Annotated in this window: 23 protein-coding genes; 19 read left to right on the top strand and 4 right to left on the bottom strand. The window is 69.2% G+C overall.

Annotated features, from left to right (window positions below):
• The 10 genes from ACIRRY_RS29870 (at nucleotide 1) to ACIRRY_RS29825 (ending at nucleotide 8,156) form a co-directional block, all read left to right on the top strand.
• On the top strand, nucleotides 1–1,824 hold the full coding sequence (locus ACIRRY_RS29870; protein WP_403978434.1) for a hypothetical protein: 1,824 nt from the start codon (nucleotides 1–3) through the stop codon (nucleotides 1,822–1,824).
• A gap of 135 nt (nucleotides 1,825–1,959) precedes the next feature.
• Nucleotides 1,960–3,147 carry a S8 family serine peptidase gene (locus ACIRRY_RS29865; RefSeq protein WP_403979057.1) on the top strand — a complete coding sequence of 396 codons (1,188 nt, stop codon included), beginning with the start codon at nucleotides 1,960–1,962 and terminating at the stop codon, nucleotides 3,145–3,147.
• Nucleotides 3,148–3,201: 54 nt separating this feature from the next.
• Nucleotides 3,202–3,549, top strand: coding sequence for a WXG100 family type VII secretion target (locus ACIRRY_RS29860; RefSeq protein WP_200683897.1), 348 nt, complete (start codon nucleotides 3,202–3,204; stop codon nucleotides 3,547–3,549).
• Between the two features lie 40 nt (nucleotides 3,550–3,589).
• Complete coding sequence (locus ACIRRY_RS29855) at nucleotides 3,590–3,889, top strand: WXG100 family type VII secretion target (RefSeq protein ID WP_043683472.1); 300 nt, start codon at nucleotides 3,590–3,592, stop codon at nucleotides 3,887–3,889.
• 564 nt (nucleotides 3,890–4,453) lie between these two features.
• On the top strand, nucleotides 4,454–5,029 hold the full coding sequence (locus ACIRRY_RS29850; RefSeq protein ID WP_403978431.1) for a hypothetical protein: 576 nt from the start codon (nucleotides 4,454–4,456) through the stop codon (nucleotides 5,027–5,029).
• Nucleotides 5,030–5,103: 74 nt separating this feature from the next.
• Nucleotides 5,104–6,318, top strand: coding sequence for a serine/threonine-protein kinase (locus ACIRRY_RS29845; RefSeq protein ID WP_403978428.1), 1,215 nt, complete (start codon nucleotides 5,104–5,106; stop codon nucleotides 6,316–6,318).
• Nucleotides 6,319–6,430: 112 nt separating this feature from the next.
• Nucleotides 6,431–7,063 carry a PQQ-binding-like beta-propeller repeat protein gene (locus ACIRRY_RS29840; RefSeq protein ID WP_403978425.1) on the top strand — a complete coding sequence of 211 codons (633 nt, stop codon included), beginning with the start codon at nucleotides 6,431–6,433 and terminating at the stop codon, nucleotides 7,061–7,063.
• A gap of 41 nt (nucleotides 7,064–7,104) precedes the next feature.
• Nucleotides 7,105–7,368, top strand: a complete 264-nt coding sequence (locus tag ACIRRY_RS29835; RefSeq protein ID WP_403978422.1) for a hypothetical protein — start codon at nucleotides 7,105–7,107, stop codon at nucleotides 7,366–7,368.
• Between the two features lie 59 nt (nucleotides 7,369–7,427).
• A complete protein-coding gene (locus ACIRRY_RS29830) occupies nucleotides 7,428–7,700 on the top strand; it encodes a hypothetical protein (protein ID WP_403978419.1) in 273 nt (90 codons plus the stop codon).
• Between the two features lie 9 nt (nucleotides 7,701–7,709).
• Complete coding sequence (locus ACIRRY_RS29825) at nucleotides 7,710–8,156, top strand: phosphotransferase (RefSeq protein ID WP_403978416.1); 447 nt, start codon at nucleotides 7,710–7,712, stop codon at nucleotides 8,154–8,156.
• Nucleotides 8,157–9,137: 981 nt separating this feature from the next.
• On the opposite strand, the gene eccCa is transcribed toward ACIRRY_RS29825, so the two are convergent.
• Nucleotides 9,138–13,112: a type VII secretion protein EccCa gene (eccCa, locus tag ACIRRY_RS29820; RefSeq protein WP_403978413.1), complete on the bottom strand. Its 3,975-nt coding sequence runs from the start codon at nucleotides 13,110–13,112 to the stop codon at nucleotides 9,138–9,140.
• A gap of 353 nt (nucleotides 13,113–13,465) precedes the next feature.
• On the opposite strand from eccCa, the gene eccD reads away from it, so the two are divergent.
• On the top strand, nucleotides 13,466–14,980 hold the full coding sequence (eccD, locus tag ACIRRY_RS29815) for a type VII secretion integral membrane protein EccD (protein ID WP_403978410.1): 1,515 nt from the start codon (nucleotides 13,466–13,468) through the stop codon (nucleotides 14,978–14,980).
• A 61-nt stretch (nucleotides 14,981–15,041) separates the two neighbouring features.
• On the opposite strand, the gene ACIRRY_RS29810 is transcribed toward eccD, so the two are convergent.
• Complete coding sequence (locus ACIRRY_RS29810; protein ID WP_403978408.1) at nucleotides 15,042–15,323, bottom strand: DUF397 domain-containing protein; 282 nt, start codon at nucleotides 15,321–15,323, stop codon at nucleotides 15,042–15,044.
• Between the two features lie 283 nt (nucleotides 15,324–15,606).
• Here ACIRRY_RS29810 and rpsO point away from each other — a divergent pair, with 283 nt between their 5' ends.
• The 5 genes from rpsO (at nucleotide 15,607) to ACIRRY_RS29785 (ending at nucleotide 21,085) form a co-directional block, all read left to right on the top strand.
• Complete coding sequence (gene rpsO / locus ACIRRY_RS29805) at nucleotides 15,607–15,894, top strand: 30S ribosomal protein S15 (protein ID WP_019064787.1); 288 nt, start codon at nucleotides 15,607–15,609, stop codon at nucleotides 15,892–15,894.
• Between the two features lie 351 nt (nucleotides 15,895–16,245).
• Complete coding sequence (locus ACIRRY_RS29800) at nucleotides 16,246–18,468, top strand: polyribonucleotide nucleotidyltransferase (protein WP_403978405.1); 2,223 nt, start codon at nucleotides 16,246–16,248, stop codon at nucleotides 18,466–18,468.
• A complete protein-coding gene (locus ACIRRY_RS29795) occupies nucleotides 18,465–19,844 on the top strand; it encodes a M16 family metallopeptidase (RefSeq protein ID WP_403978402.1) in 1,380 nt (459 codons plus the stop codon). Before ACIRRY_RS29800 ends, ACIRRY_RS29795 begins: the two co-directional genes overlap by 4 nt.
• Before the next feature lie 25 nt (nucleotides 19,845–19,869).
• Entirely contained in the window at nucleotides 19,870–20,622 is a 753-nt protein-coding gene (gene dapB, locus ACIRRY_RS29790; RefSeq protein ID WP_403978399.1) for a 4-hydroxy-tetrahydrodipicolinate reductase, read from the top strand.
• Nucleotides 20,623–20,632: 10 nt separating this feature from the next.
• On the top strand, nucleotides 20,633–21,085 hold the full coding sequence (locus tag ACIRRY_RS29785) for a hypothetical protein (protein WP_403978396.1): 453 nt from the start codon (nucleotides 20,633–20,635) through the stop codon (nucleotides 21,083–21,085).
• Between the two features lie 69 nt (nucleotides 21,086–21,154).
• Here the strand turns inward: ACIRRY_RS29785 and ACIRRY_RS29780 are convergent, their stop codons facing one another.
• Both ACIRRY_RS29780 and ACIRRY_RS29775 read right to left on the bottom strand, forming a co-directional pair.
• Nucleotides 21,155–21,709 (bottom strand): hypothetical protein, encoded by a 555-nt coding sequence (locus tag ACIRRY_RS29780; RefSeq protein ID WP_403978393.1) that lies wholly within the window; start codon nucleotides 21,707–21,709, stop codon nucleotides 21,155–21,157.
• A gap of 114 nt (nucleotides 21,710–21,823) precedes the next feature.
• Entirely contained in the window at nucleotides 21,824–22,063 is a 240-nt protein-coding gene (locus ACIRRY_RS29775; RefSeq protein WP_403978390.1) for a hypothetical protein, read from the bottom strand.
• Between the two features lie 213 nt (nucleotides 22,064–22,276).
• Between ACIRRY_RS29775 and thyX the strand changes: the two genes are divergently transcribed.
• The 3 genes from thyX (at nucleotide 22,277) to ACIRRY_RS29760 (ending at nucleotide 25,942) form a co-directional block, all read left to right on the top strand.
• The gene (gene thyX, locus ACIRRY_RS29770) at nucleotides 22,277–23,017 is read left to right on the top strand and encodes an FAD-dependent thymidylate synthase (RefSeq protein WP_403978387.1); all 741 of its coding nucleotides are present in this window, start codon (nucleotides 22,277–22,279) and stop codon (nucleotides 23,015–23,017) included.
• Between the two features lie 211 nt (nucleotides 23,018–23,228).
• Entirely contained in the window at nucleotides 23,229–24,128 is a 900-nt protein-coding gene (gene dapA / locus ACIRRY_RS29765; RefSeq protein ID WP_403978384.1) for a 4-hydroxy-tetrahydrodipicolinate synthase, read from the top strand.
• Nucleotides 24,129–24,256: 128 nt separating this feature from the next.
• Nucleotides 24,257–25,942: a ribonuclease J gene (locus ACIRRY_RS29760; protein ID WP_403978381.1), complete on the top strand. Its 1,686-nt coding sequence runs from the start codon at nucleotides 24,257–24,259 to the stop codon at nucleotides 25,940–25,942.
• Nucleotides 25,943–26,316 lie beyond the last annotated feature (374 nt).

Raw genomic sequence — 26,316 nt, 5'->3', positions numbered from 1 at the left:
ATGACTGACGATCAGCACAAGGCGGACCTGCACAGGGTCACCAGCCAGAATCAGTTCACCGATCTGGCTCGGGGTGTCGAGGAGCGCCCGCGAGAGAAGGGGCTCTTGGCCGGCCTCGTCTACAACCCTCTGCGTGCGGTGGTCGAGAGCACGTCGGAGGGCCAGGCCGTCCATGACTCCGTGCATGGGCCGTCCGGCGACCGTCGCACGAACTTCGAGAACCGCCCCCTCAACGAGATGGTCGACCTCGTGGAGCGGACGAACCCGGAGGACCTGGAGTCCTCCGGCAAGGCCCTGTGGGACGCGCGTGACGCGATCAAGGCGGCGGCCGACGAGCTCAGCGGTCACATCGACAGGGTCCAGTGGGCCGGGAAGTCGGGCGACGCGTTCCGTAAGTGGGGGACTGAACTCGTCACTCAGACCCAGAGTCTGAGCACTTTCGCCGGAGGCGCGGGCGATCAGATCACCGCCGCCGCGATGGGCCTGGCGTCGGTGCGCAGTGCCATGCCCGCTCGCGATACGCAGGTGGAGCGGAAACACCCCACGACGTTCACGGCGGCGGAGAAGGTCGCGAACAAGGACGAGTACACCGCGGCCGTACGTGTGGAGAAGGATCGCCAAGAGGCGATCAACCAGATGAATCGGCTGTCGTCGTACTACGTGGTGTCCAAGGATGAGCTGGCGGCGCTGAACAGCACGGCGCCTGAGTTCACGGATATGCCGGATGTGGGGGTGCCGCGACCTGTTACGACGCTAAGGCGCGTCGACGGCTCCCCGAAGTCAGGTGAGGACCACGTACAGGGGACAACTACGGTCAGCGCCGCGAGGCATCACACCCCGGTCGCGTCGGCCACGGGTGATTCAGGCAAGCACGTCGTGAGCGACGTCACATCGCCTGCCAAGCACGTCACCAGTCACGTCGCACCTCCTGACGTTCCCACGCATACGAACATCGACAGCGTGGGCACATTGCCACCAGCCACCACTACTCCCACGACGGTCCACAATCCGCCAGTCACAGGTACCCCAGTCCCTGGGGGTGGTCAGGTCAACGCCTTCGACAGCGGCTTCGGAACCCCCATGCCCAACGGTCCCCTGGGCAGGAGCACGGGCGGTTCCGGAGGCCTTCGGAACCCGGTCTCTGCGCAAGGGCGCAGCGGTACATCGGACCTGAAGAACTCAAACACGGGGCGGTCGGCAAGCCGCGGGCCCACGAGTCAAATGGGCCGCGCCACCGAGACCGGCCGGTCGTTGGCCAAGGGCTCCGCCGCTGGAGCCAAGCCGTCCCCGATGGGTCGCGGTGTCACCGGCGGAACCCCGAGAGCGAACGGTACGACCACTCCGCGAGCCAATGGCGGTTCAGCCACGGGCGCCGGTCGTTCGAACGGTGTGGTCGGCGGAAGGCCCACCAACGGCACAGGCAACTCGGCGAAGGGCGGGTCCAGGATTCCCCGTGGAAACGTCATCGGAGCCGAGGAAGCGACCGGCTCTCGGTCCGTGCCCGGTCGACCGGGGCAGCGTGGAGTCTTCGGAGCGCCCGATCCTGCTGCCAAGCCGACCCCGAACGCATCGAAGCCCCGTGGCGGTACGGGCGCGTCCGAGGGCGTCACGGCCGCGCCCACCGAACGAAAATCCGCTGCCCGAGCCGAACGCAATGGCATGACGCGCGGTGGCTCCGGCCTTGTACGCGGACCCGGCAACCAACGGAAGCCCGGCGACAAAGAGCGAGCGGACGGAGCTTCGTGCCCCGACCACCTCGTAGCGGACGAAGAGACACACCTGCCCAACCAGCCGCGGCGCGACGTGCCGCCGGCCGTCAACTGAGCGCGAGCGAGGTCAGTCAACGTCATGAAGTCAGGGAACAGCCGTCCAGCCCGGAAGGCTGCGCTGCTCAGGACACGCCGTGCCGGACGAGTACGTGCCGTAGGTGCGGTCCTCGGCGCCCTGGCTGTAGTGAGCGTGGGATTCGCGCCGAATGCCGGCGCGGACGACGTTCAGTCGAAGCAGTGGTACCTGGACGAGATGCAGGTCCACCAGATGTGGAAGGTCAGCACGGGGAAGGGCGTAAAGGTCGCTGTCATCGACAGCGGAGTAAACCTGAATACACCTTCGTTGAAGGGCCAGGTCCTCGTCGACGAGGTGCCCAAGGCGGTCGCGTACCGCTCGACGGTCGACTACGACGGCCATGGGACAACCATGGCCGAGTTGATTGCGGGTACCGGATCCGGCGGTAGCCTCCAGGGGCTGGCGCCGGGCGCGAAGATCGTCCCTTATCGCGCCGCCTTTCAAGGGTTTAAGGCCGGTGCAGCGGAGGAGAAGAAGACTCCCAAACCGTGGCAGGCGATCAGGGCCGCAGCCGACACCGATGCAAAGATCATCAGCATGTCCTTCGGAGGTTTTGTCAGCCCGGAGCTGGAGGAGGCGGTCAAGTATGCCGCTTCAAAAGGCAAGTTGATGGTCGCCGCAGTGGGCAACTCGGGTACGGGGAAAGGCACTGGCAATATCGACTATCCCGCTGCTTACCCTTATGTAGTCGGCATCGCCGCAGTCAATTCATCGTTCGCCGTCACGAAGTTCTCCTCGTACGGGAATTTCGTCGACCTCGTGGCACCCGGTGAGGGGATCCCGGGGTGGTGCGATACCGCCTTCCGCACATACTGCGACACGGCCGGCACAAGTGCGGCGACCGCGATCGCCTCCGCCTCCGCCGCCCTCATCTGGTCCGCCCACCCCACCTGGACGGTCAACCAGGTCACCCGCTCCCTGATCGACACGGCGAGCCGGACGTGGGCGAAGAACGACCCCAGCAAGTACGCCGGTTTCGGGTTTGTCCGTCCTCGCAAGGTGTTGGAGAACGCCAAGTACGACGCGGGCGCCGCCAACGTCGACCCGCTCGCGCAGGAGAACGGCGGCGGCAACCTGCTGGCCGACTCGGCGAGTTCCTCCTCGGCGGCATCGACTCCCTCCGCGTCAGCCACGTCGAAGGCCCAGGGGAAGGGTTCTACCGGCGGTACCTCGGCAGCGGGATCAAGCGCCGAGTCGTCCAACAACAGCAACACGCTCTGGATCGCACTCGGCGGTGCCGCCGCAGTGCTCGTCATCGCCGGCGCGGGCGTGGCCGTAACGCGCGCACGGCGAGCCAGGTGACCCGGATATCCACGCAGACCGCGATTCGGTCAACACAAGAAAGGTGAGCTGACCATGTCCAACAAGCAGAAGCTCGAAGATGCCGCAGTAGTCGATATTCAGAAGCAGATGCTCGACAAGTACGACGGCATCGCCAAGCGCGTGCACGGGCTTCAGGGTGTGATCGACGGGCTCGAAGGTCAGTGGCACGGTATCGGTCGTGCCGCGTTCGACAAGAAGCAGTACGAGATCAATGAGTCGCTGCAGAAGATCGGCACCATTCTCGGTGACGTCATCGAGGCGATGACCGCGACGCGGAACATCAAGGACAGCAAGGAAGACGAAGTCCGCGCGGCGGTCAACAAGATCGACCTCCAGGACGGCGCTCCGACCGTGCCCACGTCCTCGCTCAGCTCCTACTGAGTTCCCACAGCCCCACTCGAACGAGACGAGGTACACACGCATGAGCCGTAACTCCGACGGCCTTTCCGTCACTTATGACGGGCTGGACTTCGCGGCCACGAAGATCGGCAACGAGGCGAAGCAGCTGGAGCAGGACCTTCAGGAGCTTCGCGCGCTGGTCGTGAAGAGCCTGCAGTACTGGGAGGGTGACGCGCAGAACACCTTCAACGAGAAGCTGCACCGGTGGGACAAGGAAGCCAACGACATCCACACCGCGCTGACCGGCATCGGCCACGTCGTGTACACGTCGGGCGGTACCTACATGGAGGGCGACAAGAAGGCCGCCAGCTACTTCCAGTAGGACGACGAACGCAGAAGCAACCGGGGTGGGCGCGCGCGGGAGGCGTCCACCCCGCTGCCGTACCGAGCCATGGACGAGGGCGCGGGCGAGGACGAGGGTCAGGGCAAAGGCAAGGGCGGGAAGATGGGCGCATGCCCATGCCGGAAGCAACGCCCACGTCGCAACGCGGACGCTCTGCTGCCGAACGCGGACGCCCTGCGGCCGCCACAGGCAGATCGGCCCCTGCACGATCGTCACCCGGCTCGACAGTCACCTCCCCGTCCACACCCCCGTCCCCGAGCGCCGCTTCATCACCCTCAGCGCCGACGGCGATCGCACCGTCCTGCTGAGCACGCCCCTGCCGAAGGCCGATCCACGGCGCTTCCTGGCCGAGGCCGACACCTCGCGCTATCTCCTCGGGCCCTGGGTTCTCCCGGCCACCGAACTTGCCGCGCCTGCGCCGGAGTTCGGTGCCGCCGAACCCGTCACCCCCGCCGAAAGACCCTGGCACGCCCGCACCTACATCCCCGCCCTTCCCCTCCCCGTCGCCCTCGGTGTCAACGGCGGTCCCCTTCCGAGAGGACGGTGCTGGCGCTCGCCGTAGCGCTGGCCGAGACGCTCGCTGTGGCGCACGGGCAGGAGTTGACGCATGCGGGTGTGTCGCCCGCTGCCGTGCTGCTTGCCGGTGACGGGCCTCGGCTCGGGTGTTTCGGGGCGGTGCGGGCCGCCGCGCCGGACGGGGCGCCGCGGTGGGAGGTGCCGGGGCTCGACCCCGGGAGCCTCGCGCCCGAGCAGGGGGCCGGTGGGCAGTCGCGTCCGATGGGCGACGTATACGTGCTGGGTGCGACGCTCGCGTACGCCGCCACGGGGCATACGACGCCGGAGCGTTGGGAGTTGCCGACCGTGCTGCGCTCGCTGGTGGTGGGGTGTTTGGCCCGGGATCCGGCGCATCGTCCTCAACTCTCCGACATTATCGGGGAACTGGCGTCCGATTCCCCAACTCATTCCTCAACTGTCGCTTCCGCAACGGGTGGTGGGTTCGGGGTCGGCTCGCGGGCCGACCCGTTGCTCGACGCCGGCTGGCTGCCCGCCCGGGTCGTCGCCGCCGTCGTCCATCGGTCGGCCTCCGTGCCGGCCGCCGAGGTGCAGTTGTCCGAGTAGGCGCGGTCGGGCTTGTCGTATCCGGCTGCGGTCCCCCAGCCCCTGCCGACCTGACCGTCTGACGACAAGAGCCGATGCCGACACCACTCACCCACGACGATCCCGTGACCCTCGGCCTGTGCCGGCTCGTCGCCCGGCTCGGGAGCGGTGGCATGGGCACCGTGTATGTGGCGCGTGCCGCCAATGGCCCTACGGTCGCGGTCACGACCATGCACGCTGGGATCGCGACCCGATCGGGCGCCCGCACCCGGTTCCGGCTCGAAGTGGATGCGGCGCGGGTCATCGGGGACCGGTTCGGTGCCCGGGTCATGGATGCCGATCCGCGCGGTGAAATCCTCTGGCTGGCAACGGGGTGCGTGCTCGGGCCCGCCCTCGACGAGGCCGTCCGGAGTGCGGGGCCGTTGCCCGAGGAGTCGGTACGGGCGTTGGGTGCCGCCCTGTGTTCCGCGCTGGACCGGCTGCACCGGTCGGACGTCGTGCACCGGGACCTGAAACCGTCCAACATCCTCGTCACCGCCTACGGCCCGAAGGTCATCGACTTCGGGATCGCGCGGGCCATCGGCGACGACCCGCTGACCCGCACCGGCGCCGCCGTCGGCACACCGGCGTTCATGTCCCCGGAGCAGGCGACCGGGCGGCAGCACGACGCGGCCGGTGACGTCTTCGCGCTGGCCGGTGTGCTCGTGTTCGCGGCTACCGGGCGCGCTCCGTTCGGGAGCGGACAGCCGGCCGATCTGCTGTACCGGGTGCGGTACGCGGAGGCCGACCTCCCTGACGTACCGGCGCCGCTCGTGCCGTTGCTTGCCCAGTGCCTGGCCAAGGAGTCGGAGAAGCGGCCCCGCATGGCGGAACTCGCCGCCCAACTGCACGACGGGAGAGGCGAGTTCGCCGACCATCTGCCCGACGCGCTGCTCGCGGAGATCGGGCGGCGGGCCGCCGACGTATGGCGGATCGTGCCGCAGCGGCTACCCGCGCCGGTGGTCGAGGAGGGCGCCGAAGCGGTCACCGCGTTGTCCGGGCGGAGTCCCTCGCGGCGCGGGTTCCTGGCCGCGGGCGGGGCGTTCACGGCAACCGCGGCCGCGGGCGGTGTGTGGTGGTACCGGGGGAGTGGCGGCGCTCCCGCCAGGAAAGTCGCCGCGCCGACCCGCAACCTCGATCCGCTGTGGCAGTACGACACCAACGGCGGAACCAGCAGCACCAACGGCGGAACCAGCAGCACCAACGGCGGAACCAGCAGCACCAACGGCGGAACCAGCAGCACCAACGGCGGCCTCGACGTACTCGGCTGAGGGCTCCTCATGCCCTATCAGGCCCGACGGTTCGATCTGGCTGCCGTTGAACTCGACCGCCAGACGCCTCGATCCGTCAACTGGGCGGCGGCAGCGCAACGTTGCCCTCACGATGAACTGGTGGCAGGCGGCCGTAGCGGACGGCCGGTTGTACCTGCTCGGTCATGACCCCACGCGGTCGGCGGAGTTGGAGTCGGTGTCGGTCGACTCCTGGAACGAGAGCCGGGGCCTCGCGCAGCCGACCCCGACGAGCCTCGCGGACGCCACGCCCGCTCTCATACCGAACCAACTCCTGTGTGTCTCGGGCGACATCGCGTATGTGGCGGTGGGCCGGGGTCAAGTCCCCGCGGACAAAGGGTTCTTGCCCGCGCAGAACTGGACCCTGCGGGCGGACGAGCTCAGGACCGGCAGGACGATCTGGACCCGGGTGCTGCCGCAACGGGCGCGTGGGAGCCGGAAGTTGCACTTCCTCGCCGCGAAGGTCACCGGCGACTACCTGATGACCCTCCAGACGCTGTCGAAGACGCAGACGCACCTCGTCGTACGGGACATCCGCAGCGGAGCGGTCCGGTGGGAGACGCCGTGCAACGTGAGCGTTCCCGAGGCGCTGCGGAGCGAGTTGGCCATGGACGGGACGTACGTCTACCTCGGTGGTTCCCAGCTCCAGGTGCTGCGGCTGAGCGACGGGACGCGGGCGTGGGCGTGGGCCACCCGGCTCGGGCGGATCTACGGCCGCCGACGCTGAAGAGCGGGGTGCTGTAGACCGTCGGGGCGGACATCGGGCTCATGGCGGTCGACCCGGCGCGGGGCGAGGTCCTGTGGCGGGAGGCGACCACCGAGGCCCAACAGGCCTACACCGTCTGGCGACCGGTCGTCGGCACCCGCTACGCGTACTACAAGAACGGGCTGCAACTGAGGGCGGTGAGTCTGGCGGGCCACGGCACCGTACTCACGTATCGGACGGCCAGTGAACAGTTCCACGAGTATCCGCAGGCCCGGCTGATCCTCGCCGTGGACGACGACCGGCTGTCCGCCTATCCGCTCAGGTGACCACCGTGCTCCACCCGACGAAGGACCCCGACCAGGGACCCCGGCGAAGGACCCCCACGATGAATCCTCTCGGCACCGGCGACCCGGTCCGCCTCGGCCCCTACCGCCTCCTCGGCGTCCTCGGCGAAGGCGGCATGGGCAAGGTCTACGTCGGTCAGGACACCGCCGGTACCCTCGCCGCCGTCAAGGTGCCGCGCCCCGAACTCGCCCACGACGCCGAGCTGGCCCGGCGCTTCGTCCGCGAGGCGCGGGCCGCACAGGCCGTGCGGGGCAAGGGAGTTGCCGCCGTCCCGGAGGCGCGGGCCGAGGGCGCGGCCGTGGATCGCCAGTGAGTTCCTCGGTTGACTCACTCTCGCCGAGGCGGTCGAGGAGTACGGCCCGCTCCCCGCGCCCGCTCCCCGCGCCCGTTCCCCGCGCCCGCGCTACGCGCCCTGGGCGCCGCCCTCGCGGATGCCCTCGCCGACATCCACGCGGCGGGCTTCATCCACCGCGATCTCAAGCCGCCGAACATCGTGCTGACCTCGGACGGACCGCGCGTCATCGACTTCGGCATCGCCCGCCCCGAACACGGGCTGACCCTCACCACCACCACCGGCCAGGCCCCCGTCCCCCCGGCTACGGCGCACCTGAGCAGGTGCTCGGGCAGCGTGTCACCTCGGCCGCGGACGTGTTCTCGCTGGGCGCGGTGCTCGCCTACGCGGCCACCGGACGCCGTACCTTCGAGGGCTCCCATGTGGCCGTCGTGCAGTACGCGGTCGTCCATGGGGAGCTGCAACTGGACGGCGTAGTAGCGGAGTTGAGGGCGATCATCGAGGCCTGCCCGGCCAAGGAGTCGGCGGCGCGGCCCGTGCCCGCTCAGATCACGCGGGGGATGGCCGTGTCCCGGCGGGCGGCCCGGGTGTGGGGCCGGGGGCGGCTCGCCGATGCCATCAGGGACCGGGAGACCGGCGCCCGTCGGCTGACCACCGAGGTCACCGCTCAACTGACGGACGGAGCAGCGCAGTTGACGCGGCGCCGGTTGATCGTGCGGTTCTCCACCGTGGGTGCGGTGGTCGCCGCCGGGGGCGGTGCCACGGCCTGGCTGCTCGGCTCGGACGACGGGGTGACCGGGCGCCTGACGAGCAGCCCCTTCAACGTCCCACCGGCGGTGCGCACTCCGGCGCAGGCGGTGGTGAGTGATGTCAACTCCGGCCGGCCGCCCACGCTTTGGGAGCTGGAGAACGTCGCCGACGTCTACTCGCCGCGGCTCCTGACCGTGCGGGACGTCCTCGTGTTCCGCGCCGCGAGCGGCGGTAACGCGGCCTACGGCGTCAAGGACGGCGCGCGCCGCTGGAGCGCGCCCGGCGTCGTGGCGAAGAACGGCTATCTGTCGCTCTCCGACCGGCTGGTGGTGGGCACGGACAGCCGGGGCGGGTTGCGTACGTACGTCGCGTCCACCGGCGAACCGAAGGGGACCTGTCCGGCGGCCGAGGTGGCGGCACTCCTCGGCGTCGACACGGAGGCGGTGTACGTGGTCACGAAGAGCGGCGAACCGCGCGGCGTCGGGCGCACGGACGCGAAGGTCCGGTGGACGGTGCCGACTCCGGCCGTCTTCCGGGCGTGCGCTATCGACACGACGAGGGAAGCGGGCCGGTCGGCACAGTGCGGCGCCAGCGCGGTGTTGCGTCGGTCCGTGCAGCCGTATCAGCCGCCGCCGAGCGCCACCGGCAGCGCGACACCGAGGACGGTCCGCCGCACTGCCTTCCGTGCCGCTCCTGCCGGCACCTTCCTCACTCCGTCGTGTCCGGGACCTGGCCGACCTGGACCAGCGGCTTGCCGCGCTTTCGGGACACGAACACGCCCCGCCCGGCGGGCATCGGCCGCGGCCGTACGCCGCCCAGGAGGTCGCCCTCGGCCGGATCGCCCGCCAACACCACTCCCTGGGCGCCGAGTTCCTTCATCCGCTGCATGAAGGACTCGTAACCGGCGCGCCCCGCGCCCGCCGTGGAGCGGGCGACGACGAAGCGCACGCCCACGTCCCGGGCGAACGGCAGGAGTTCTGTCAGACCGGACAGCGGGTTGCCGCTCGACGTGGACACCAGGTCGTAGTCGTCGATGATCACGAACACCTGCGGGCCCCGCCACCAACTCCGGTCCCGGAGCTGCTGCGGAGTGACGTCGGACGTCGGTGTCCGGCGCTGCATCAGGTCGGCCAGCGCGTCCATGTGGTGCTGCATCTGGTTCGACATGGGGATGTACTCGGCCAGGTGCGAGGGCGGGGTCACGCCCAGCAGGGAACGCCGGTTGTCGACCACGAAGAGCTTGCAGTCGGAGCCGTCGAAGCGCTCGGTGAGGCGCTTGATGATGAGCTTGAGCAGGTTCGACTTGCCGGACTCGCTCTCGCCGAAGACGAGGAAGAACGGGTCCTGGTCGAAGTCGACGAACACCGGCTCCAGGTTGTCCTCGTCGAGCGCGAAGGAGACGCCCCGGTTCGGGAAACGGTCGCCGGGGGGCAGTTGGGCCGCCGCGAACTCCCTTGGCAGCAGGCGGACTTCGGGTGCTCCGGGTTCCTGCCAGTGGCGGGCGACCTCGGCCGCGAGAGCCGTCGTGGCCTCTGCGAGGTCCGTGTCGGAGGACAGGCCGTCGATGCGCGGGACCGCCGCCATGAAGTGCTGCTTCTGCGGGGTCTGGCCCCGACCGGGCACGCCCGTGGGCACGTTGGCGGCGACCTTGCGGTCGAACTCCGAGTCCATCGGGTCGCCGAGCCGCAGCTCCAGCCGGTTCATCAGGTGGTCCTTCATGTTCGCGCGGACCTCCATGGAGCGCGACGCCGTGAGGATCACATGGATGCCGTAACCGAGGCCGCGGGCCGCGATGTCGAGCACGACCGGCTCCAACGCCTCATAGTCCGTACGGAAGTTGCCCCAGCCGTCGATGACGAGGAAGACATCGCCCCAGGGCTGGTCGGTCACCGAGATGTCGCCCCGCGCGCGGCGGGAGCGGAACTCCGCGATGGAGGAGATGCCGACCGTGCGGAAGTACTCCTCGCGGCGCGTCATCACGCCGTAGACCTCGGCCGCCGTACGCCGGACCTTCTCCGGGTCGAGACGGGAGGCGACCCCGCCCACGTGCGGCAGAGCCGCCACCGCCGACAGGCCGCCACCGCCGAAGTCCAGTGCGTAGAACTGCACTTCGTGCGGGGTGTGGGTGAGCGCGAACGACGCGATGAGGGAGCGCAGCAGCGTCGACTTGCCGGACTGCGGGCCGCCCAGGATCTGCATATGGCCGGCCGCGCCACCGAAGTCGGTCCACAGCGGATCGCGCCGCTGCTCGTACGGCTTGTCGACCAGGCCGACCGGGACGACGAGCCGGCCCGCGCCCTCGTAGCCCGGCTGCGTCATGCCGCGTCCCGGAACCGCGGCGAGGCCGGGCAGCAGCGAGTCGAGCGACGGCGGGCTGTCCAGCGGGGGCAGCCACACCTGGTGGGCGGCCGGCCCCTGCGCCTCAAGTCGGCGCACGATCACGTCGAGCACGGTGTCGGCGAGCGCGTCGTCCTTCTCGTCCGCCGCCTCCGCCTGGCGCTGCCGCGGCACGGGCGCGTACCGCACCGGCACCTGCGCCGCCGTGAACAGCACCGGCCTGCGGTCCACCGGGAGCGGCCCGCCGAGCGCGGCGGACTGCTGCGAACTCGTGCGGTACACCCCGGAGACGTACGCCGCCTTGAAGCGCACCATCTCGTCGGTGCCGTACTTCAGGAAGCCGGAGCCCGGCACGTTCGGCAGCTCGTACGCGTCCGGTACCCCGAGCGCCGCCCGCGACTCGGCCGCCGAGAACGTGCGCAGACCGATCCGGTACGACAGGTACGTCTCCAGGCCGCGCAGCCGGCCCTCCTCCAGGCGCTGCGAGGCGAGCAGCAGATGCACGCCCAGGGAACGGCCGATGCGGCCGATCTGCACGAACATCTCGATGAAGTCCGGCTTGGCGGTGAGGAGTTCACTGAACTCGTCGATCACCAGGACGAGGGACGGGACGGGCTGCAGGGGGGCACCCGCCGCGCGCGCCTTCTCGTAGTCGTGGATGTTCGCGTAGTTGCCCGCGTCGCGGAGCATCTCCTGGCGGCGGTTCAACTCGCCGCGGATCGAGTCCCCCATGCGGTCGACGAGGGTCAGGTCGTCGGCCAGGTTGGTGATGACGGCCGCGACATGCGGCATCTGCGCCATGCCGGCGAAGGTGGCACCGCCCTTGAAGTCCGCGAGGACGAAGTTCAGCGTCTCGGAGGAGTGCGTCACCGCGAGGCCGAGGACCAGTGTGCGCAGCAGCTCCGACTTGCCGGAACCGGTCGCGCCGACACACAGCCCGTGCGGACCCATGCCCTCCTGGGCCGCCTCCTTGAGGTCGAGCATCACGGGTCGGCCGTCCTCACCGAGCCCGATCGGCACCCGCAGCCGCTCGGCGGTCGAGCGGGGGCGCCAGGTCCGCTTCGGGTCGACGGAGGCCGCGTCCCCCAGGTTCAGCAGATCCGTGAACTCCAGGTTGGCGAGCAGTGGTTCGTCGTCGTCACCGCCCGACACCATGCGCAGCGGCGCCAGTTGGCGGGCCAGCGCCTCGGCGGCCTCGTACGACAGGACGTCCGGCGTGCCTTCGTAGACCATGCCGTGGCCCGACTCCAGGCGGAGTTCCTTCGGGTGCACGACGATCGAGAGGTCACCGCGTCCGCTGCTGAGGTCACCGGGCATGACCTCGACGATCGTCACGCCCTGGAGGCCTTCGGGGCTGGCCAGGAACGAGGTCGGCGGCAAGGAGACGCCGTCCAACACGACCACCAGGTGCGGCTGTTCGGGCACCGGCGCTCCGGCGGGGTGGAAACGCGGGCGGCCCTGGAGCCGCTCCGTGAGCATCTCCTCCAGCTCCATCGGGTCGGTGGTGATCAGCCGCATGCTGCCCGCGCCGTCCGCGAGACCCGGCGCCTGCGCGTGGGGGAGCCACTTGGCCCACTCCCACTCGGGCACCGACTCGCGCCCAGTGGCGACGGCGACGACCAGGTCCTCGGGGGAGTGCAGCGAGGCGAGAGAGGCGGCGACCGCGCGGGCGGTGCCGCGCACGGTGACAGGCTCGCCGCTGATCGTCACGTGGTAGAAGGCGCGCAGCGAGACCGCCATCGGCAGGTCCTCAAGGGTGCCGTGCGTGGCCAGGAAGCGCTGCATGGCGCCCGCGGTCAGCGGCTCCAACTGGTCGACCGGCGCGGTCTCCGGCGGGACCAGGGGAGTGGCGAGACCCTGCGGGCCGAGGCCGACCCGCACCTGCCCGAAGTCCTCGTCGTTCGTGCGGCGTTCCCACACCCGGCTGCCCTCGGCGACCAGTGCCCACAGTTGCTCCGGCGAAGGGTGCAGGTAGTACTGGGCGTCGCGCTGGGCCCGCGCGGTCTCCAGGGCCGTACGCCGGGTCTGGGACAGATAGCGCAGATAGTCACGGCGCATGTCGGCCATCTGCCCCTGGTTGCCCCGGCGGAAGCGGACCAGCATCGAGATGCCCATCGCGACCGTGGACGCGATCATCACCATGCCCATGATCTTCATGAACGGCTGGGCACTGGGGTTGAAGAAGAACACCACCGACCCGCCCATGCCGAGCATGGGCAGGAGCTGCATCATGGCGCCCTCCTGCTGGCCGCGCGGCAGCTCCGGCGGAGCCTGCAGCATGACCTCGTCCGTGGGCACTTCCTTCGGCAGCGACCTCGGCGGGCGCTTGACGACGATCTGGCTCACTAAGCACCAATTCCCTTGCCGGACCGAGTTGTTTCGTCCGCCGCCCCGTGTCGGGCGGACGCCGATCCGCACTGCGCGATCCTACTGACAACCACTGACAACGACGGGCGGTAGGGTGCCCGTGAGACGTGTGAGCAGTTGCGAATCGTTCCGGGAAAACCGGGCAAAACCGCAGCGTTCGCGGTGGGCGGATCCCGTCGGGTCCTTGTCGAGTCCCGGGCGCGACAGCGCCGTTGGCCGGCGTGACGGGTGGCACGGTACGACCTGCACAGGATCTTTACGGCGGAATCTCTATGTCGGATGCGCGCGGCAACTTCGCGGACCGTCCGTCACTGACAAGGGGGAACAGACAGGTGAGCATCACGGCCTCCGCGCCGACCGGCGCGACCGGTGGATCGGGCACCGGAGCCCCTTCCGTCGCGGGTATGGGCTTCGGCTTCTGCCGCGTCACCATCGTGGCGCCCGACAGCAGGATCGACGTGGCCCTGCCCGACGACGTACCGGTCGCCGACCTGTACCCGGAGATCCTGCGGCTGTCCCAGCAGAGCCTCGCCGAGGGCGCCCCGGTCGGCTACCACCTCGTCCGCCGCGACGGCACCGTCCTCGACGGCGCCCGCTCCTTCGCCGCGCAGCGCATCCTCGACGGCGAACTGCTCACCCTGCGCCCCTTCGCCGACTCGCTGCCGCCGGCCGTCTACGACGACGTCTCCGAAGCGGTCGCCTCGGCCGTCACCCGTGACCGTGCCCTGTGGAACGGCGAGTTGACGCGCGCCGCTGGTCTCGTCGCGGCCGGCGTCCTGCCCGCGCTGCTCGCGTTCGTGGCCTGGAGTTCCCAGATCCACCACGACATGAACAGCCTCCAGGGCATCGTCGCCGGCCTCGCCGGCCTCCTCCTCGTCACCATCGCCTGCGTACGCGCGCGTGTGTACGACGACCGGGGCTCGGCGGTCGCCCTGGGCCTGGGCGCGCTCCCGAACATCGCCGTGGTCGGCTCCGGACTCCTGCCCTTCTCCGAAGGACAGGGCATCGGGCGGCTCCAGTTCCTGCTCGCCTGCGCGGCCGTCCTCGTCGCCACCGTAGTCCTCACCCTGGTCTCGCCCGGCGGCGACGGCCCCTTCGTGGCCTTCGTCTTCGCCTCCGCCATCGGCCTGTTGACGACGTTCGTCGCGATGCTCACCCACCTGAAGCCCATCGAGACGGCCGCCGTCTGCGCCCCGCTCTCCGTGTGCGCGCTCGCCTTCCTCCCGGGCCTGTCCATGCGCTTCGCCCGCCTCCCCATCGGCTTCGAACCCCCCAACCCCAATCGCGGCGGCTACGGCGACGCCGAACCCGCGCCCCAGGAGCCCGTCGACGCCGAGCGCATCGCGGCCCGCGCCCGGCGCGGCCACGAACTCCTCGTCGGCCTGGTCGGCGGCTGCGCCCTCGTCTCCGTGGGCGCCGCGATCGTCCTCGGCTTCTCCAGCGACATCTGGGCCCAGCTCCTCGCGCTGGCCACCGGCATCGCGATGCTGATGCGCGCCCACCTGTTCCGCTACACCGCCCAGGTCGGCGCCACCCTCGCCGCGGGCCTCGCCGCGCTCGTCTTCCTGGGCCTCGGCCTCGCCCTGAACCCGCCGCACGCGTACGTGCGGGACGCGGTCCTGGGTGACGCGACGTCCCTCGACATCCGCAGCGTCTGGCTCGCGGCCGCGGTCGGCGCCTCCACCGTGCTGGTCACCGCGATCGCCCTGATCACCCCGAAGCGCGGAGTCACCCCCTTCTGGGGCCGCTTCCTGGAGATCGCCGAGAGCTTCGTCCTGCTCACCCTGATCCCGCTGTCCCTGGCCGTCTTCGACGTGTACGCGCAGGCACGGGCGATGACCAGCTGAGAGCCGTAGGCATGCGAAAGGGGCGGCACACACGCGTGCCGCCCCTTTTCCACGCCCACGACTACTGCTGCTCCTCCGGAGCCGGCTCCAGATCGAACTCGCCGTCCCGGGCGCCCAGCACGAAGGCCGTCCACTCCGCCTCCGTGTACCGCAGCACGGTCTCCGGGTCGAGCGACGAACGCATCGCCACCCCTCCGTCGGGCAGGTCGGCGATCTCGACGCGCTCCTCGTGCTCCTCCGTGCCCGGCGCGCTGCGCCACTCGACGCCCGAGATGTCGAGGGCGTACAGCTCGTCCCGCTCGCGCTCCTTGCGTGCCTTGATCTCCTGCTCCGTCTCCGCCATGGCGAAGCGACCCCTTCCGGACGAACCGACGTGATCTACGGTCCACGCGTAGATGCAGATCACCCTAGTGGCCGCATCAGCCCCGGTCAGGGCTCTTCATGGAGCTGGACCGGGGCATCCCCCCAGGCTGGTACGCTGTGTAGCGGCCGTTTGTGTACGCACCCCTGGAGCTCACGGCTCCGGAGGCAGCGCCCAGCGGATCCCGCCTCCCGAGTCAAGGAAGCTCCCCTGAGAAGTGGACCAGGGGCACTCGGTGGCACATCTCAGACTACGAGGAGTACGCGTGTCGCTCGACGCCGCTACGAAGAAGCAGCTCATCAGTGAGTTCGGTCAGAAGGAGGGCGACACCGGCTCCCCCGAGGTCCAGGTCGCCATGCTCTCGCGCCGTATCTCGGACCTGACCGAGCACCTGAAGACCCACAAGCACGACCACCACTCCCGTCGTGGTCTGCTGATCCTGGTCGGTCAGCGCCGCCGGCTGCTCCAGTACCTGGCCAAGAAGGACATCCAGCGCTTCCGTGCGCTGGTGGACCGCCTGGGCATCCGCCGCGGTGCTGCGGGCGCCAAGTAAGACGCCGTGAAGGGAGCGGTTCCCGAAACGATCGGGAGCCGCTCCCTTTGCCGTATGTGCGGATTGCCCGTACGTGCGGAAACGTGCGGAGTGTCAGTGCCGCTTTGTAGTGTGGTAGCACAACGCAATACGCACGACACAGCATGACAACGCAGGACAGCACGACACCGTAGGAAACGAACGAGGAGAAGCGCGCCTCGCAGCCGCCGGTCCTCGGTAGTGGCGCCCGGGCAAGAGCCCCGGGTGCTTCGATCGAAGACCGGCCCGCACCAGACAGCGCTTCTCCGCCACCGTCCCCCCGCCACACGGGCGGGGAGGGACGAAAGACGACAAGTAACGGAGAAAACGCTAGTGGAGAACGAGACCCACTACGCCGAGGCCGTCATTGACAACGGCACTTTCGGCACCCGCACCATCCGCTTCGAGACGGGCCGCCTGGCCAAGCAGGCCGCCGGCTCCGCCGTGGCGTACCTGGACGACGACACCATGGTGCTGTCGGCCACCACCGCCTCCAAGAACCCCAAGGACCAGCTCGACTTCTTCCCCCTCACGGTGGACGTCGAGGAGCGGATGTACGCCGCCGGCAAGATCCCCGGCAGCTTCTTCCGTCGTGAGGGCCGGCCCTCCGAGGACGCGATCCTCACCTGCCGCCTGATCGACCGCCCGCTGCGCCCGTCCTTCAAGAAGGGCCTGCGCAACGAGATCCAGGTCGTCGCGACGATCATGGCCCTCAACCCCGACCACCTGTACGACGTCGTGGCGATCAACGCCGCCTCCGCGTCCACGCAGCTGGCCGGTCTGCCCTTCTCCGGCCCGGTCGGCGGCGTCCGCGTCGCGCTGATCAACGGCCAGTGGGTCGCGTTCCCGACGCACACCGAGCTCGAGGACGCCGTCTTCGACATGGTCGTCGCCGGTCGCGTCCTGGAGGACGGCGACGTCGCGATCATGATGGTCGAGGCCGAGGCCACCGAGAAGACCATCACCCTGGTCGCGGGCGGCGCCGAGGCGCCCACCGAGGAGGTCGTCGCCTCCGGTCTGGACGCCGCGAAGCCCTTCATCAAGGTGCTCTGCAAGGCCCAGGCCGACCTCGCCGCGAAGGCCGCCAAGCCGACCGGCGAATTCCCGATCTTCCTCGACTACCAGGACGACATCCTGGAGGCCCTCACCGCCGCCGTCCGCCCGGAGCTCGCCTCCGCGCTGACCATCGCCGGCAAGCAGGACCGCGAGGCCGAGCTGGACCGCGTCAAGGGTCTCGCCGCCGAGAAGCTCCTCCCGGAGTTCGAGGGCCGCGAGAAGGAGATCTCCGCCGCGTACCGCTCGCTGACCAAGTCCCTGGTCCGTGAGCGCGTCATCAAGGAGAAGAAGCGCATCGACGGCCGCGGTGTCACCGACATCCGCACCCTGGCCGCCGAGGTCGAGGCCATCCCGCGCGTGCACGGCTCGGCGCTGTTCGAGCGTGGCGAGACCCAGATCCTGGGCGTCACCACCCTCAACATGCTCCGCATGGAGCAGCAGCTGGACACCCTCTCCCCGGTGACCCGCAAGCGCTACATGCACAACTACAACTTCCCGCCGTACTCGGTCGGCGAGACCGGCCGCGTCGGCTCCCCGAAGCGCCGCGAGATCGGCCACGGAGCGCTCGCCGAGCGCGCCCTGGTCCCGGTCCTGCCGACGCGCGAGGAGTTCCCCTACGCGATCCGTCAGGTCTCCGAGGCCCTCGGGTCGAACGGCTCGACGTCCATGGGCTCGGTCTGCGCCTCCACCATGTCGCTGCTGAACGCCGGTGTGCCCCTCAAGGCCCCCGTCGCCGGTATCGCCATGGGCCTGATCTCCCAGGAGATCAACGGCGAGACGCACTACGTCGCCCTCACCGACATCCTCGGTGCGGAGGACGCCTTCGGCGACATGGACTTCAAGGTCGCCGGCACCAAGGAGTTCGTCACCGCCCTCCAGCTCGACACCAAGCTGGACGGCATCCCCGCCTCCGTCCTGGCCGCCGCTCTCAAGCAGGCCCGTGACGCCCGCCTCCACATCCTCGACGTGATGATGGAAGCGATCGACACGCCGGACGAGATGTCCCCGAACGCCCCGCGGATCATCACCGTCAAGATCCCCGTGGACAAGATCGGCGAGGTCATCGGCCCGAAGGGCAAGATGATCAACCAGATCCAGGAGGACACCGGCGCCGAGATCACGATCGAGGACGACGGCACCATCTACATCGGTGCCCAGGTCGGCTCGCAGGCCGAGGCCGCCCGCGCCACGATCAACGGCATCGCCAACCCGACCATGCCGGAGGTCGGCGAGCGCTACCTGGGTACGGTCGTCAAGACCACCACCTTCGGCGCGTTCGTGTCGCTGCTCCCGGGCAAGGACGGTCTGCTGCACATCTCGCAGATCCGCAAGCTCGCCGGCGGCAAGCGTGTGGAGAACGTCGAGGACGTCGTCGGCGTGGGCCAGAAGGTCCAGGTCGAGATCGCCGAGATCGACTCCCGCGGCAAGCTCTCCCTGATCCCCGTCATCGAGGGTGAAGAGAACGCCGAGGACGACAAGAAGGACGACGACGACAAGTGACGTCGACCAGCACCACGACGACGGCCCGCACCTCCTCGGAGGCGCGGGCCGTCGCCCGTACCCAAACTCTCATCCAGGGCACCAACGGCATCGGCACGGTCCGTAAGACCACCCTCCCGGGCGGTCTGCGCATCGTCACCGAGACGCTGCCCTCGGTCCGTTCCGCGACCTTCGGTATCTGGGCACACGTGGGCTCCCGCGACGAGACACCGTCCCTGAACGGCGCCACGCACTACCTGGAACACCTCCTCTTCAAGGGCACGCACAAGCGCAGCGCCCTGGACATCTCCTCCGCGGTCGACGCGGTCGGCGGCGAGATGAACGCGTTTACGGCGAAGGAGTACACGTGCTACTACGCGCGCGTGCTCGACACCGACCTGCCGCTCGCCATCGACGTCGTCTGCGACATGCTGACCGGCTCGCTCATCCGCGAGGACGACGTCAACGTCGAGCGCGGCGCCATCCTCGAAGAGATCGCCATGACGGAGGACGACCCGGGCGACTGCGTGCACGACCTGTTCGCGCGCACGATGTTCGGCGACAACCCCCTCGGCCGCCCCGTCCTCGGCACGGTCGACACCGTCAACGCCCTCACCGCGGACCGCATCCGCCGCTTCTACAAGAAGCACTACGACCCGACCCACCTCGTGGTCGCGGCAGCGGGCAACATCGACCACGACAAGGTCGTACGACAGGTCCGCTCGGCCTTCGAGAAGGCCGGCGCCTTCCGCACTCCCGAGGCGGCCCCCATCGTCCCGCGCGACGGCCGCCGCGTCCTTCGCTCCACCGGCAAGGTCGAGCTGATCGGCCGCAAGACCGAGCAGGCCCATGTCGTCCTCGGCATGCCGGGGCTGGCCCGCACCGACGAGCGCCGCTGGGCCCTCGGGGTCCTCAACACGGCCCTCGGCGGCGGCATGTCGTCCCGCCTCTTCCAGGAGGTCCGGGAGAAGCGCGGCCTGGCCTACAGCGTGTACTCGTACACGTCGGGCTTCGCCGACTGCGGCCTCTTCGGCGTCTACGCCGGCTGCCGGCCCTCGCAGGTCCACGACGTGCTGAAGATCTGCCGCGACGAACTCGACCAGGTTGCCGAACACGGCCTGTCCGACGACGAGATCGGCCGCGCCGTCGGCCAGCTCCAGGGTTCCACCGTCCTCGGCCTCGAGGACACCGGCGCGCTGATGAACCGTATCGGCAAGAGCGAGCTGTGCTGGGGCGTGCAGATGTCCGTCGACGACCTGCTGGCCCGGATCGCTTCGGTCACCCCGGACGAGGTCCGCGAGGTCGCCCGCGAGATCCTGGGACAGCGGCCCTCGCTGTCGGTCATCGGCCCGCTCAAGGACAAGCAGGCGGCCCGACTGCACGACGCCGTCGCCTAACACCCGTCGTAAGGAAGCAAGAACGATGAGCAAGCTGCGCGTGGCGGTCCTCGGTGCCAAGGGCCGGATCGGCGCCGAGGCGGTACGAGCCGTCGAGGCCGCCGAGGACATGGAACTGGTGGCGGCCCTGGGCCGCGGCGACTCCCTGGAGACGCTCACGGAGTCCGGCGCCCAGGTCGCCGTCGAACTGACCACCCCCGCCTCGGTGATGGACAACCTCGACTTCTGCGTGGGCCACGGAATCCACGCGGTCGTCGGCACGACGGGCTGGACCGACGAACGCCTCGCGCAGCTCACCGGTTGGCTGGCGAAGTCCCCGGGGACGGGCGTCCTCATCGCGCCCAACTTCTCCATCGGGGCCGTCCTGACCATGAAGTTCGCGCAGATCGCCGCACCGTATTTCGAGTCGGTCGAGGTCATCGAGCTGCACCACCCGAGGAAGGTCGACGCCCCGAGCGGTACGGCCACGCGCACGGCCCAGCTCATCGCCGAGGCGCGCGCGAAGGCGGGCACGGCTCCGGCGCCGGACGCCACGGAGACGGCCCTGGACGGCGCGCGGGGCGCGGACGTCGACGGGATCCCCGTGCACTCCGTCCGGCTGCGCGGCCTGTTGGCCCACCAGGAGGTGCTGCTCGGCGGCGAGGGCGAGACCCTGACCGTCCGGCACGACTCCCTGCACCACAGCAGCTTCATGCCGGGCATCCTGCTCGGAGCCCGCCGCGTGGTGACGACCCCGGGCCTCACCTTCGGCCTGGAACACTTCCTGGACCTGGGCTGAGGCTCACGACATGCGCGCCAAACTCACCTACGCAGTCACGGCCGCCGTCCTGGTCTTCTACTTCGTCCTGGTCGGCAGCCGCGGCGTCATGCTCATACAGTCGGGCACGCTCATCACCGTCACCTTCGGGATCGCGGTCCTGATCCTGCCGGTGATCGGCGTGTGGTTCCTCTGGAAGAACACCCAGTTCGTCCGCAACGCCAACCGCCTCGCCACCCTCCTCGACGCCGAAGGCGGCCTGCCCGTCGACGAGTTGAGGCGCACCGCCGGCGGCCGTATCGACCGTGACTCCGCCGACGAGGTCTTCGCCAAGCGCAAGGCCGAGACGGAGGCGGCCCCCGACGACTGGCGCAGCTGGTTCCGCCTCGCCGTCGCCTACCACGACGCCCGCGACACCCCACGTGCCCGCAAGGCGATGCAACGCGCGATCGCCCTGCACGCGGGCCGCCCCGTCCAGGCCTGAACACCCGTAAGCAGAAGGGGCCGGCCCGCATTCGCTGCGGACCGGCCCTATCACGTCGCTCTCGCCCGGTCAGCTCCGCCGGTACTCGTCGGACCACACCTCGACCGAGTCCGCGGCCCGGTCGAAGGAGGAGGCTCGCGCCACGAAGTCGATGTCGTGCGTGGTCAGCAGCGCGGCCACATCCTCGGGAGCACGGTCCTTCCGTACGAGGAGCAGCGCCTGTCCCTGCACCGTGCGCGGCAGCCCGAGCCAGCGCACCGGCTGCTGCACCGTGCGCACGGCGGCGACCCGGTCCCACCGCACCGTGAGGGTGTACAAGAACCGCACTCGGCGCAGCCCGCGCGCGCTCACCCACACGCCCATGCGCAGCAGCCGCAGGGCACAGAGGATGACGACCACCGCGATGCCGAGGATCACCGCGGCCTCGGACCGCGAGCCGGTCAACGCGATGATGACGGCGGCGAACAGCACGTACGACGCGAGCAGCAGCACGAGCGCCGCCGCCGCCACCCGCCACGGTCCAGGCCGGTAGGGGCGCCGCCAGCGGTCGCGGTCGTCGAACGGCAGCGCGAGCTCGTCCGCGGCCTCGAATGCGCGGTCGGCCGTAAGGAAGGGCAGGGGCACGGCTGGTGTCCTCACTGAATCCATGCGTGGGCTGTGCCCGGTGAGGCTATCCGGCCGTGTTCCCGCTCACCACCATTGGGGGTCCGGATGAGTCAGTTTCGGCTGCGTCGCAGGTCAGCGGTTGTCCGCGGCCTGTGACTGCTGGTTCTGTGTCGAGAGGTTGTTCTGGGACAGCGCCGGCATCCCGAGGACCAGGGAGCCCACGATCCCGGCGACGATGGTGAGACCCAGGAGCCAGCGCCCGGTTATCTGACCGGCGGACGCACGCTCGCGCGGCGGCGGTGCGACATTGCTGCGGAAGCGGTCGGTCTCGGCGATGAAGGCGAACGGGACGGGTTCGCTCCGACGGAACATCGGTGGTGCTTCTCCCCTCTGGGGTCGATTCGGGATCGAACGGGTGACTCTCACCAAGACAGACGAGCGAACGCCTCAATTGGTGCCCTGTTTCACCGAATTCGCAGAAGTTCGCCAATGAATGTCTGGGCCCGGCACCGAACGCCCCGATGTCAGTGCCGGGCCGTAGAGTGGGCGCCGCCCGAGAGACGTGATGGAAGGACCCTCCGAGCCGTGACCGACACTCCCGCCGACGACCTCAAGCCCAGTTTCCGCAGCGATGTCACCGTCGAGCTGGTCAAGCACACCGCGTCCGACGCGGACGTGCTCTTCGCCGCCCGCGTCTCGACCATCGGCGAGCAGTCCCTGGAGGAGATGGGCAAGGACCCCGAGCGCTCCAAGGGTCTGATCAACTACCTGATGCGCGACCGGCACGGCAGCCCCTTCGAGCACAACTCGATGACCTTCTTCATCAGCGCCCCGATCCTCGTCTTCCGCGAGTTCATGCGGCACCGGGTGGGCTGGTCGTACAACGAGGAATCGGGAAGGTACAGGGAGCTCCAGCCCGTCTTCTACGTCCCCGGCGAGTCCCGCAAGCTGGTCCAGGAGGGCCGCCCGGGCAAGTACGTGTTCGTGGAGGGCACGCAGGCCCAGCAGGAGTTGGTCGGCCGCACCATGGAGGACTCGTACCGCCAGGCGTACGAGGCGTACCAGGAGATGCTCGCCGCCGGCGTCGCCCGCGAGGTCGCCCGGGCCGTTCTCCCCGTAGGTCTCTTCTCCTCGATGTACGCCACGTGCAACGCACGCTCGCTGATGCACTTCCTGGGCCTGCGCACGCAGCACGAGCTGGCGAAGGTGCCGTCGTTCCCGCAGCGGGAGATCGAGATGGTCGGCGAGAAGATGGAGGAGCAGTGGGCCAAGCTCATGCCGCTCACCTACTCGGCCTTCAATGCCAACGGCCGTGTCGCCCCGTAGCGCACCTCTGTTTGCCGATCGGGCACACATGTACGGATGGGCCGCACGAAGTGTCCGTATTGCGGCATTTGGAGAAGTTCATCTAGCCTGATCAAACGGACCCGGCACTGCTTGAACCCCCGAGCAGGCAGTGCCGGGCTCCATATTTGTCATGACTTGTCGCCTGCCCCTAGGGCAGACCCCGCATTGAGCAGCGAGTAGCGTGTCACCCATGGCTCCGACCTCCACTCCGCAGACCCCCTTCGGGCGGGTCCTCACCGCCATGGTCACGCCGTTCACGGCGGACGGCGCACTCGACCTCGACGGCGCTCAGCGGCTCGCTACCCACCTGGTGGACGCAGGCAACGACGGCCTGATCATCAATGGCACCACCGGTGAGTCCCCGACCACCAGCGACACGGAGAAAACGGATCTCGTACGAGCCGTACTGGAAGCGGTCGGAGACCGCGCCCACGTCATCGCCGGCGTAGGCACCAACGACACCCACCACAGCGTCGAACTCGCCCGCACGGCCGAACGCACCGGCGCACACGGCCTGCTCGTAGTCACGCCGTACTACAACAAGCCCCCACAGGAGGGCCTCTACCGGCACTTCAAGGCGGTCGCGGACGCCGCCGAACTGCCGGTCATGCTCTACGACATCCCCGGTCGCAGCGGCGTCCCGATCGGCACCGAGACACTGGTCCGACTCGCCGAGCATCCGCGGATCGTCGCCAACAAGGACGCCAAGGGAGACCTCGGCCGCGCCAGCTGGGCCATCGCCCGGACCGGCCTGGCCTGGTACTCCGGCGACGACATGCTGAACCTGCCGCTGCTCTCCGTGGGCGCGGTCGGCTTCGTCTCGGTCGTCGGCCATGTGGTCACACCCGAGCTGCGCACCCTGGTGGAGGCATACGTCTCCGGTGACGTCCAGAAGGCCACCGAGATCCACCAGAAGCTGCTCCCCGTCTACACCGGCATGTTCCGCACCCAGGGCGTCATGACCACCAAGGCCGCGCTCACCCTCCAGGGACTGCCCGCCGGACCGCTGCGCTCACCGATGGTCGAGTGCTCGCCCGAGGAGATCGCACAGCTCAAGATCGATCTTGCCGCCGGCGGGGTACAGCTCTGACAACGGACTTCACAACTGAATACGCGGGGCTTCGGCGCCCGCACCCCACATCCGATAACTGCATTTGCACGAACGTCATGCGCGCCACGTGCCCACAGGTACGTGGCGCGCATGGGTAGGAGAGTCTTTTGAGTCATCCGCATCCTGAACTCGCCCCGCCGCCCAAGCTCCCCGAAGGCGGCCTGAGGGTCACCCCCCTCGGCGGCCTCGGGGAAATCGGCCGAAACATGACGGTCTTCGAATACGGCGGCCGTCTGCTCATCGTCGACTGCGGCGTGCTCTTCCCCGAGGAGGAGCAGCCCGGAATCGACCTGATCCTGCCGGACTTCACGTCCATCAGGGACCGCCTCGACGACATCGACGGCATCGTCCTCACGCATGGCCACGAGGACCACATCGGCGCGGTCCCGTACCTCCTTCGTGAGAAGGCGGACATCCCGCTGATCGGCTCCAAGCTGACCCTCGCCCTCATCGAGGCGAAGCTCCAGGAGCACCGCATCCGCCCGTACACGCTCGAGGTCGCCGAGGGGCACCGCGAGCGGATCGGCCCCTTCGACTGCGAGTTCGTCGCGGTCAACCACTCGATCCCGGACGCGCTCGCGGTCGCCATCCGCACCCCCGCGGGCATGGTCGTCCACACCGGCGACTTCAAGATGGACCAGCTGCCGCTGGACGGTCGGCTGACAGATCTACACGCGTTCGCACGACTGAGCGAGGAAGGCATCGACCTGCTCCTCGCCGACTCGACGAACGCCGAGGTCCCGGGATTCGTCCCGCCCGAGCGCGAGATCTCGAACGTCCTGCGGCAGGTCTTCGGCAGCGCCCGTAAGCGGATCATCGTGGCGAGCTTCGCCAGCCACGTCCACCGCATCCAGCAGGTGCTGGACACGGCGCACGAGCACGGCCGCCGGGTCGCCTTCGTCGGCCGCTCGATGGTCCGGAACATGGGCATCGCCCGGGACCTCGGCTATCTCAAGGTCCCGCCGGGTCTGGTGGTGGACGTCAAGACGCTCGACGACCTCCCGGACAGCCAGGTCGTCCTGGTCTGCACGGGCTCGCAGGGCGAACCGATGGCCGCCCTGTCCCGCATGGCCAACCGCGACCACCAGATCCGTATCGTCGCGGGCGACACGGTGATCCTGGCGTCGTCGCTCATCCCGGGCAACGAGAACGCGGTCTACCGGGTCATCAACGGCCTCACCCGCTGGGGCGCCAACGTCGTCCACAAGGGCAACGCCAAGGTCCACGTCTCCGGACACGCCTCGGCCGGCGAGCTGCTGTACTTCTACAACATCTGCCGGCCGAAGAACCTGATGCCGGTCCACGGCGAATGGCGCCACCTGCGGGCCAACGCCGAACTGGGTGCCATGACCGGCGTCCCGCACGACCGGATCGTCATCGCCGAGGACGGCGTGGTCGTCGACCTCATCGAGGGCAAGGCCAAGATCTCGGGCAAGGTCCAGGCCGGTTATGTCTACGTCGACGGCCTCTCGGTCGGCGATGTCGGCGAACCGGCGCTGAAGGACCGCAGGATCCTGGGGGACGAGGGCATCATCTCGGTCTTCGTCGTCGTGGACTCGTCCACCGGCAAGATCACGGGCGGCCCGCACATCCAGGCCCGCGGCTCAGGCATCGACGACTCCGCCTTCGTGGACGTGGTCCCCCGGATCGCGGAGGTCCTGGAGCGCTCGGCCCAGGACGGCGTGGTGGAGCCGCACCAGCTGCAGCAACTGATCCGTCGGACGCTCGGCAAGTGGGTCTCCGACAACTATCGGCGCAGGCCGATGATCCTCCCGGTCGTCGTGGAGGTCTGACCGTCGTACGACCCCCTCGTACGCGTGAACCTGGAGCGGGCCGCCTCGATTTGCATCGAGGCGGCCCGCTCCAGTACGTTTACGGCTCCGCCTGAGGGAGAACCCGGACACTTCGCGTGTACGGAAGCCGCTCCCGAAGGGCCGGAAAATCCGACTCAGAACTTCTGATAAAGTCGGAACCGCCGGAAAGGGAAACGCGGAAGCGGAAACCTGGAAAGCACCGAGGAAATCGGGTCCGGAAACGGTCTGATAGAGTCGGAAACGCAAGACCGAAGGGAAAAGCCCGGAGGAAAGCCCGAGAGGGTGAGTACAAAGGAAGCGTCCGTTCCTTGAGAACTCAACAGCGTGCCAAAAATCAACGCCAGATATGTTGA

Source organism: Streptomyces sp. NPDC101776 (assembly GCF_044766845.1).
GTDB lineage: Bacteria > Actinomycetota > Actinomycetes > Streptomycetales > Streptomycetaceae > Streptomyces.
Note: the sequence above shows the minus strand (reverse complement) of the source record. Positions and strands in the feature narration are given on the sequence as shown.

Coding starts and splice junctions, on each gene's coding strand:
- ACIRRY_RS29870 (WP_403978434.1), top strand. CDS start 1: ATGACTGACGATCAGCACAAGGCGGACCTGCACAGGGTCACCAGCCAG.
- ACIRRY_RS29860 (WP_200683897.1), top strand. CDS start 3,202: ATGTCCAACAAGCAGAAGCTCGAAGATGCCGCAGTAGTCGATATTCAG.
- ACIRRY_RS29855 (WP_043683472.1), top strand. CDS start 3,590: ATGAGCCGTAACTCCGACGGCCTTTCCGTCACTTATGACGGGCTGGAC.
- ACIRRY_RS29845 (WP_403978428.1), top strand. CDS start 5,104: ATGCCGACACCACTCACCCACGACGATCCCGTGACCCTCGGCCTGTGC.
- ACIRRY_RS29840 (WP_403978425.1), top strand. CDS start 6,431: ATGAACTGGTGGCAGGCGGCCGTAGCGGACGGCCGGTTGTACCTGCTC.
- ACIRRY_RS29835 (WP_403978422.1), top strand. CDS start 7,105: ATGGCGGTCGACCCGGCGCGGGGCGAGGTCCTGTGGCGGGAGGCGACC.
- ACIRRY_RS29830 (WP_403978419.1), top strand. CDS start 7,428: ATGAATCCTCTCGGCACCGGCGACCCGGTCCGCCTCGGCCCCTACCGC.
- ACIRRY_RS29810 (WP_403978408.1), bottom strand. CDS start 15,323: ATGGCGGAGACGGAGCAGGAGATCAAGGCACGCAAGGAGCGCGAGCGG.
- dapB (WP_403978399.1), top strand. CDS start 19,870: ATGAGCAAGCTGCGCGTGGCGGTCCTCGGTGCCAAGGGCCGGATCGGC.
- ACIRRY_RS29785 (WP_403978396.1), top strand. CDS start 20,633: ATGCGCGCCAAACTCACCTACGCAGTCACGGCCGCCGTCCTGGTCTTC.
- ACIRRY_RS29775 (WP_403978390.1), bottom strand. CDS start 22,063: ATGTTCCGTCGGAGCGAACCCGTCCCGTTCGCCTTCATCGCCGAGACC.
- dapA (WP_403978384.1), top strand. CDS start 23,229: ATGGCTCCGACCTCCACTCCGCAGACCCCCTTCGGGCGGGTCCTCACC.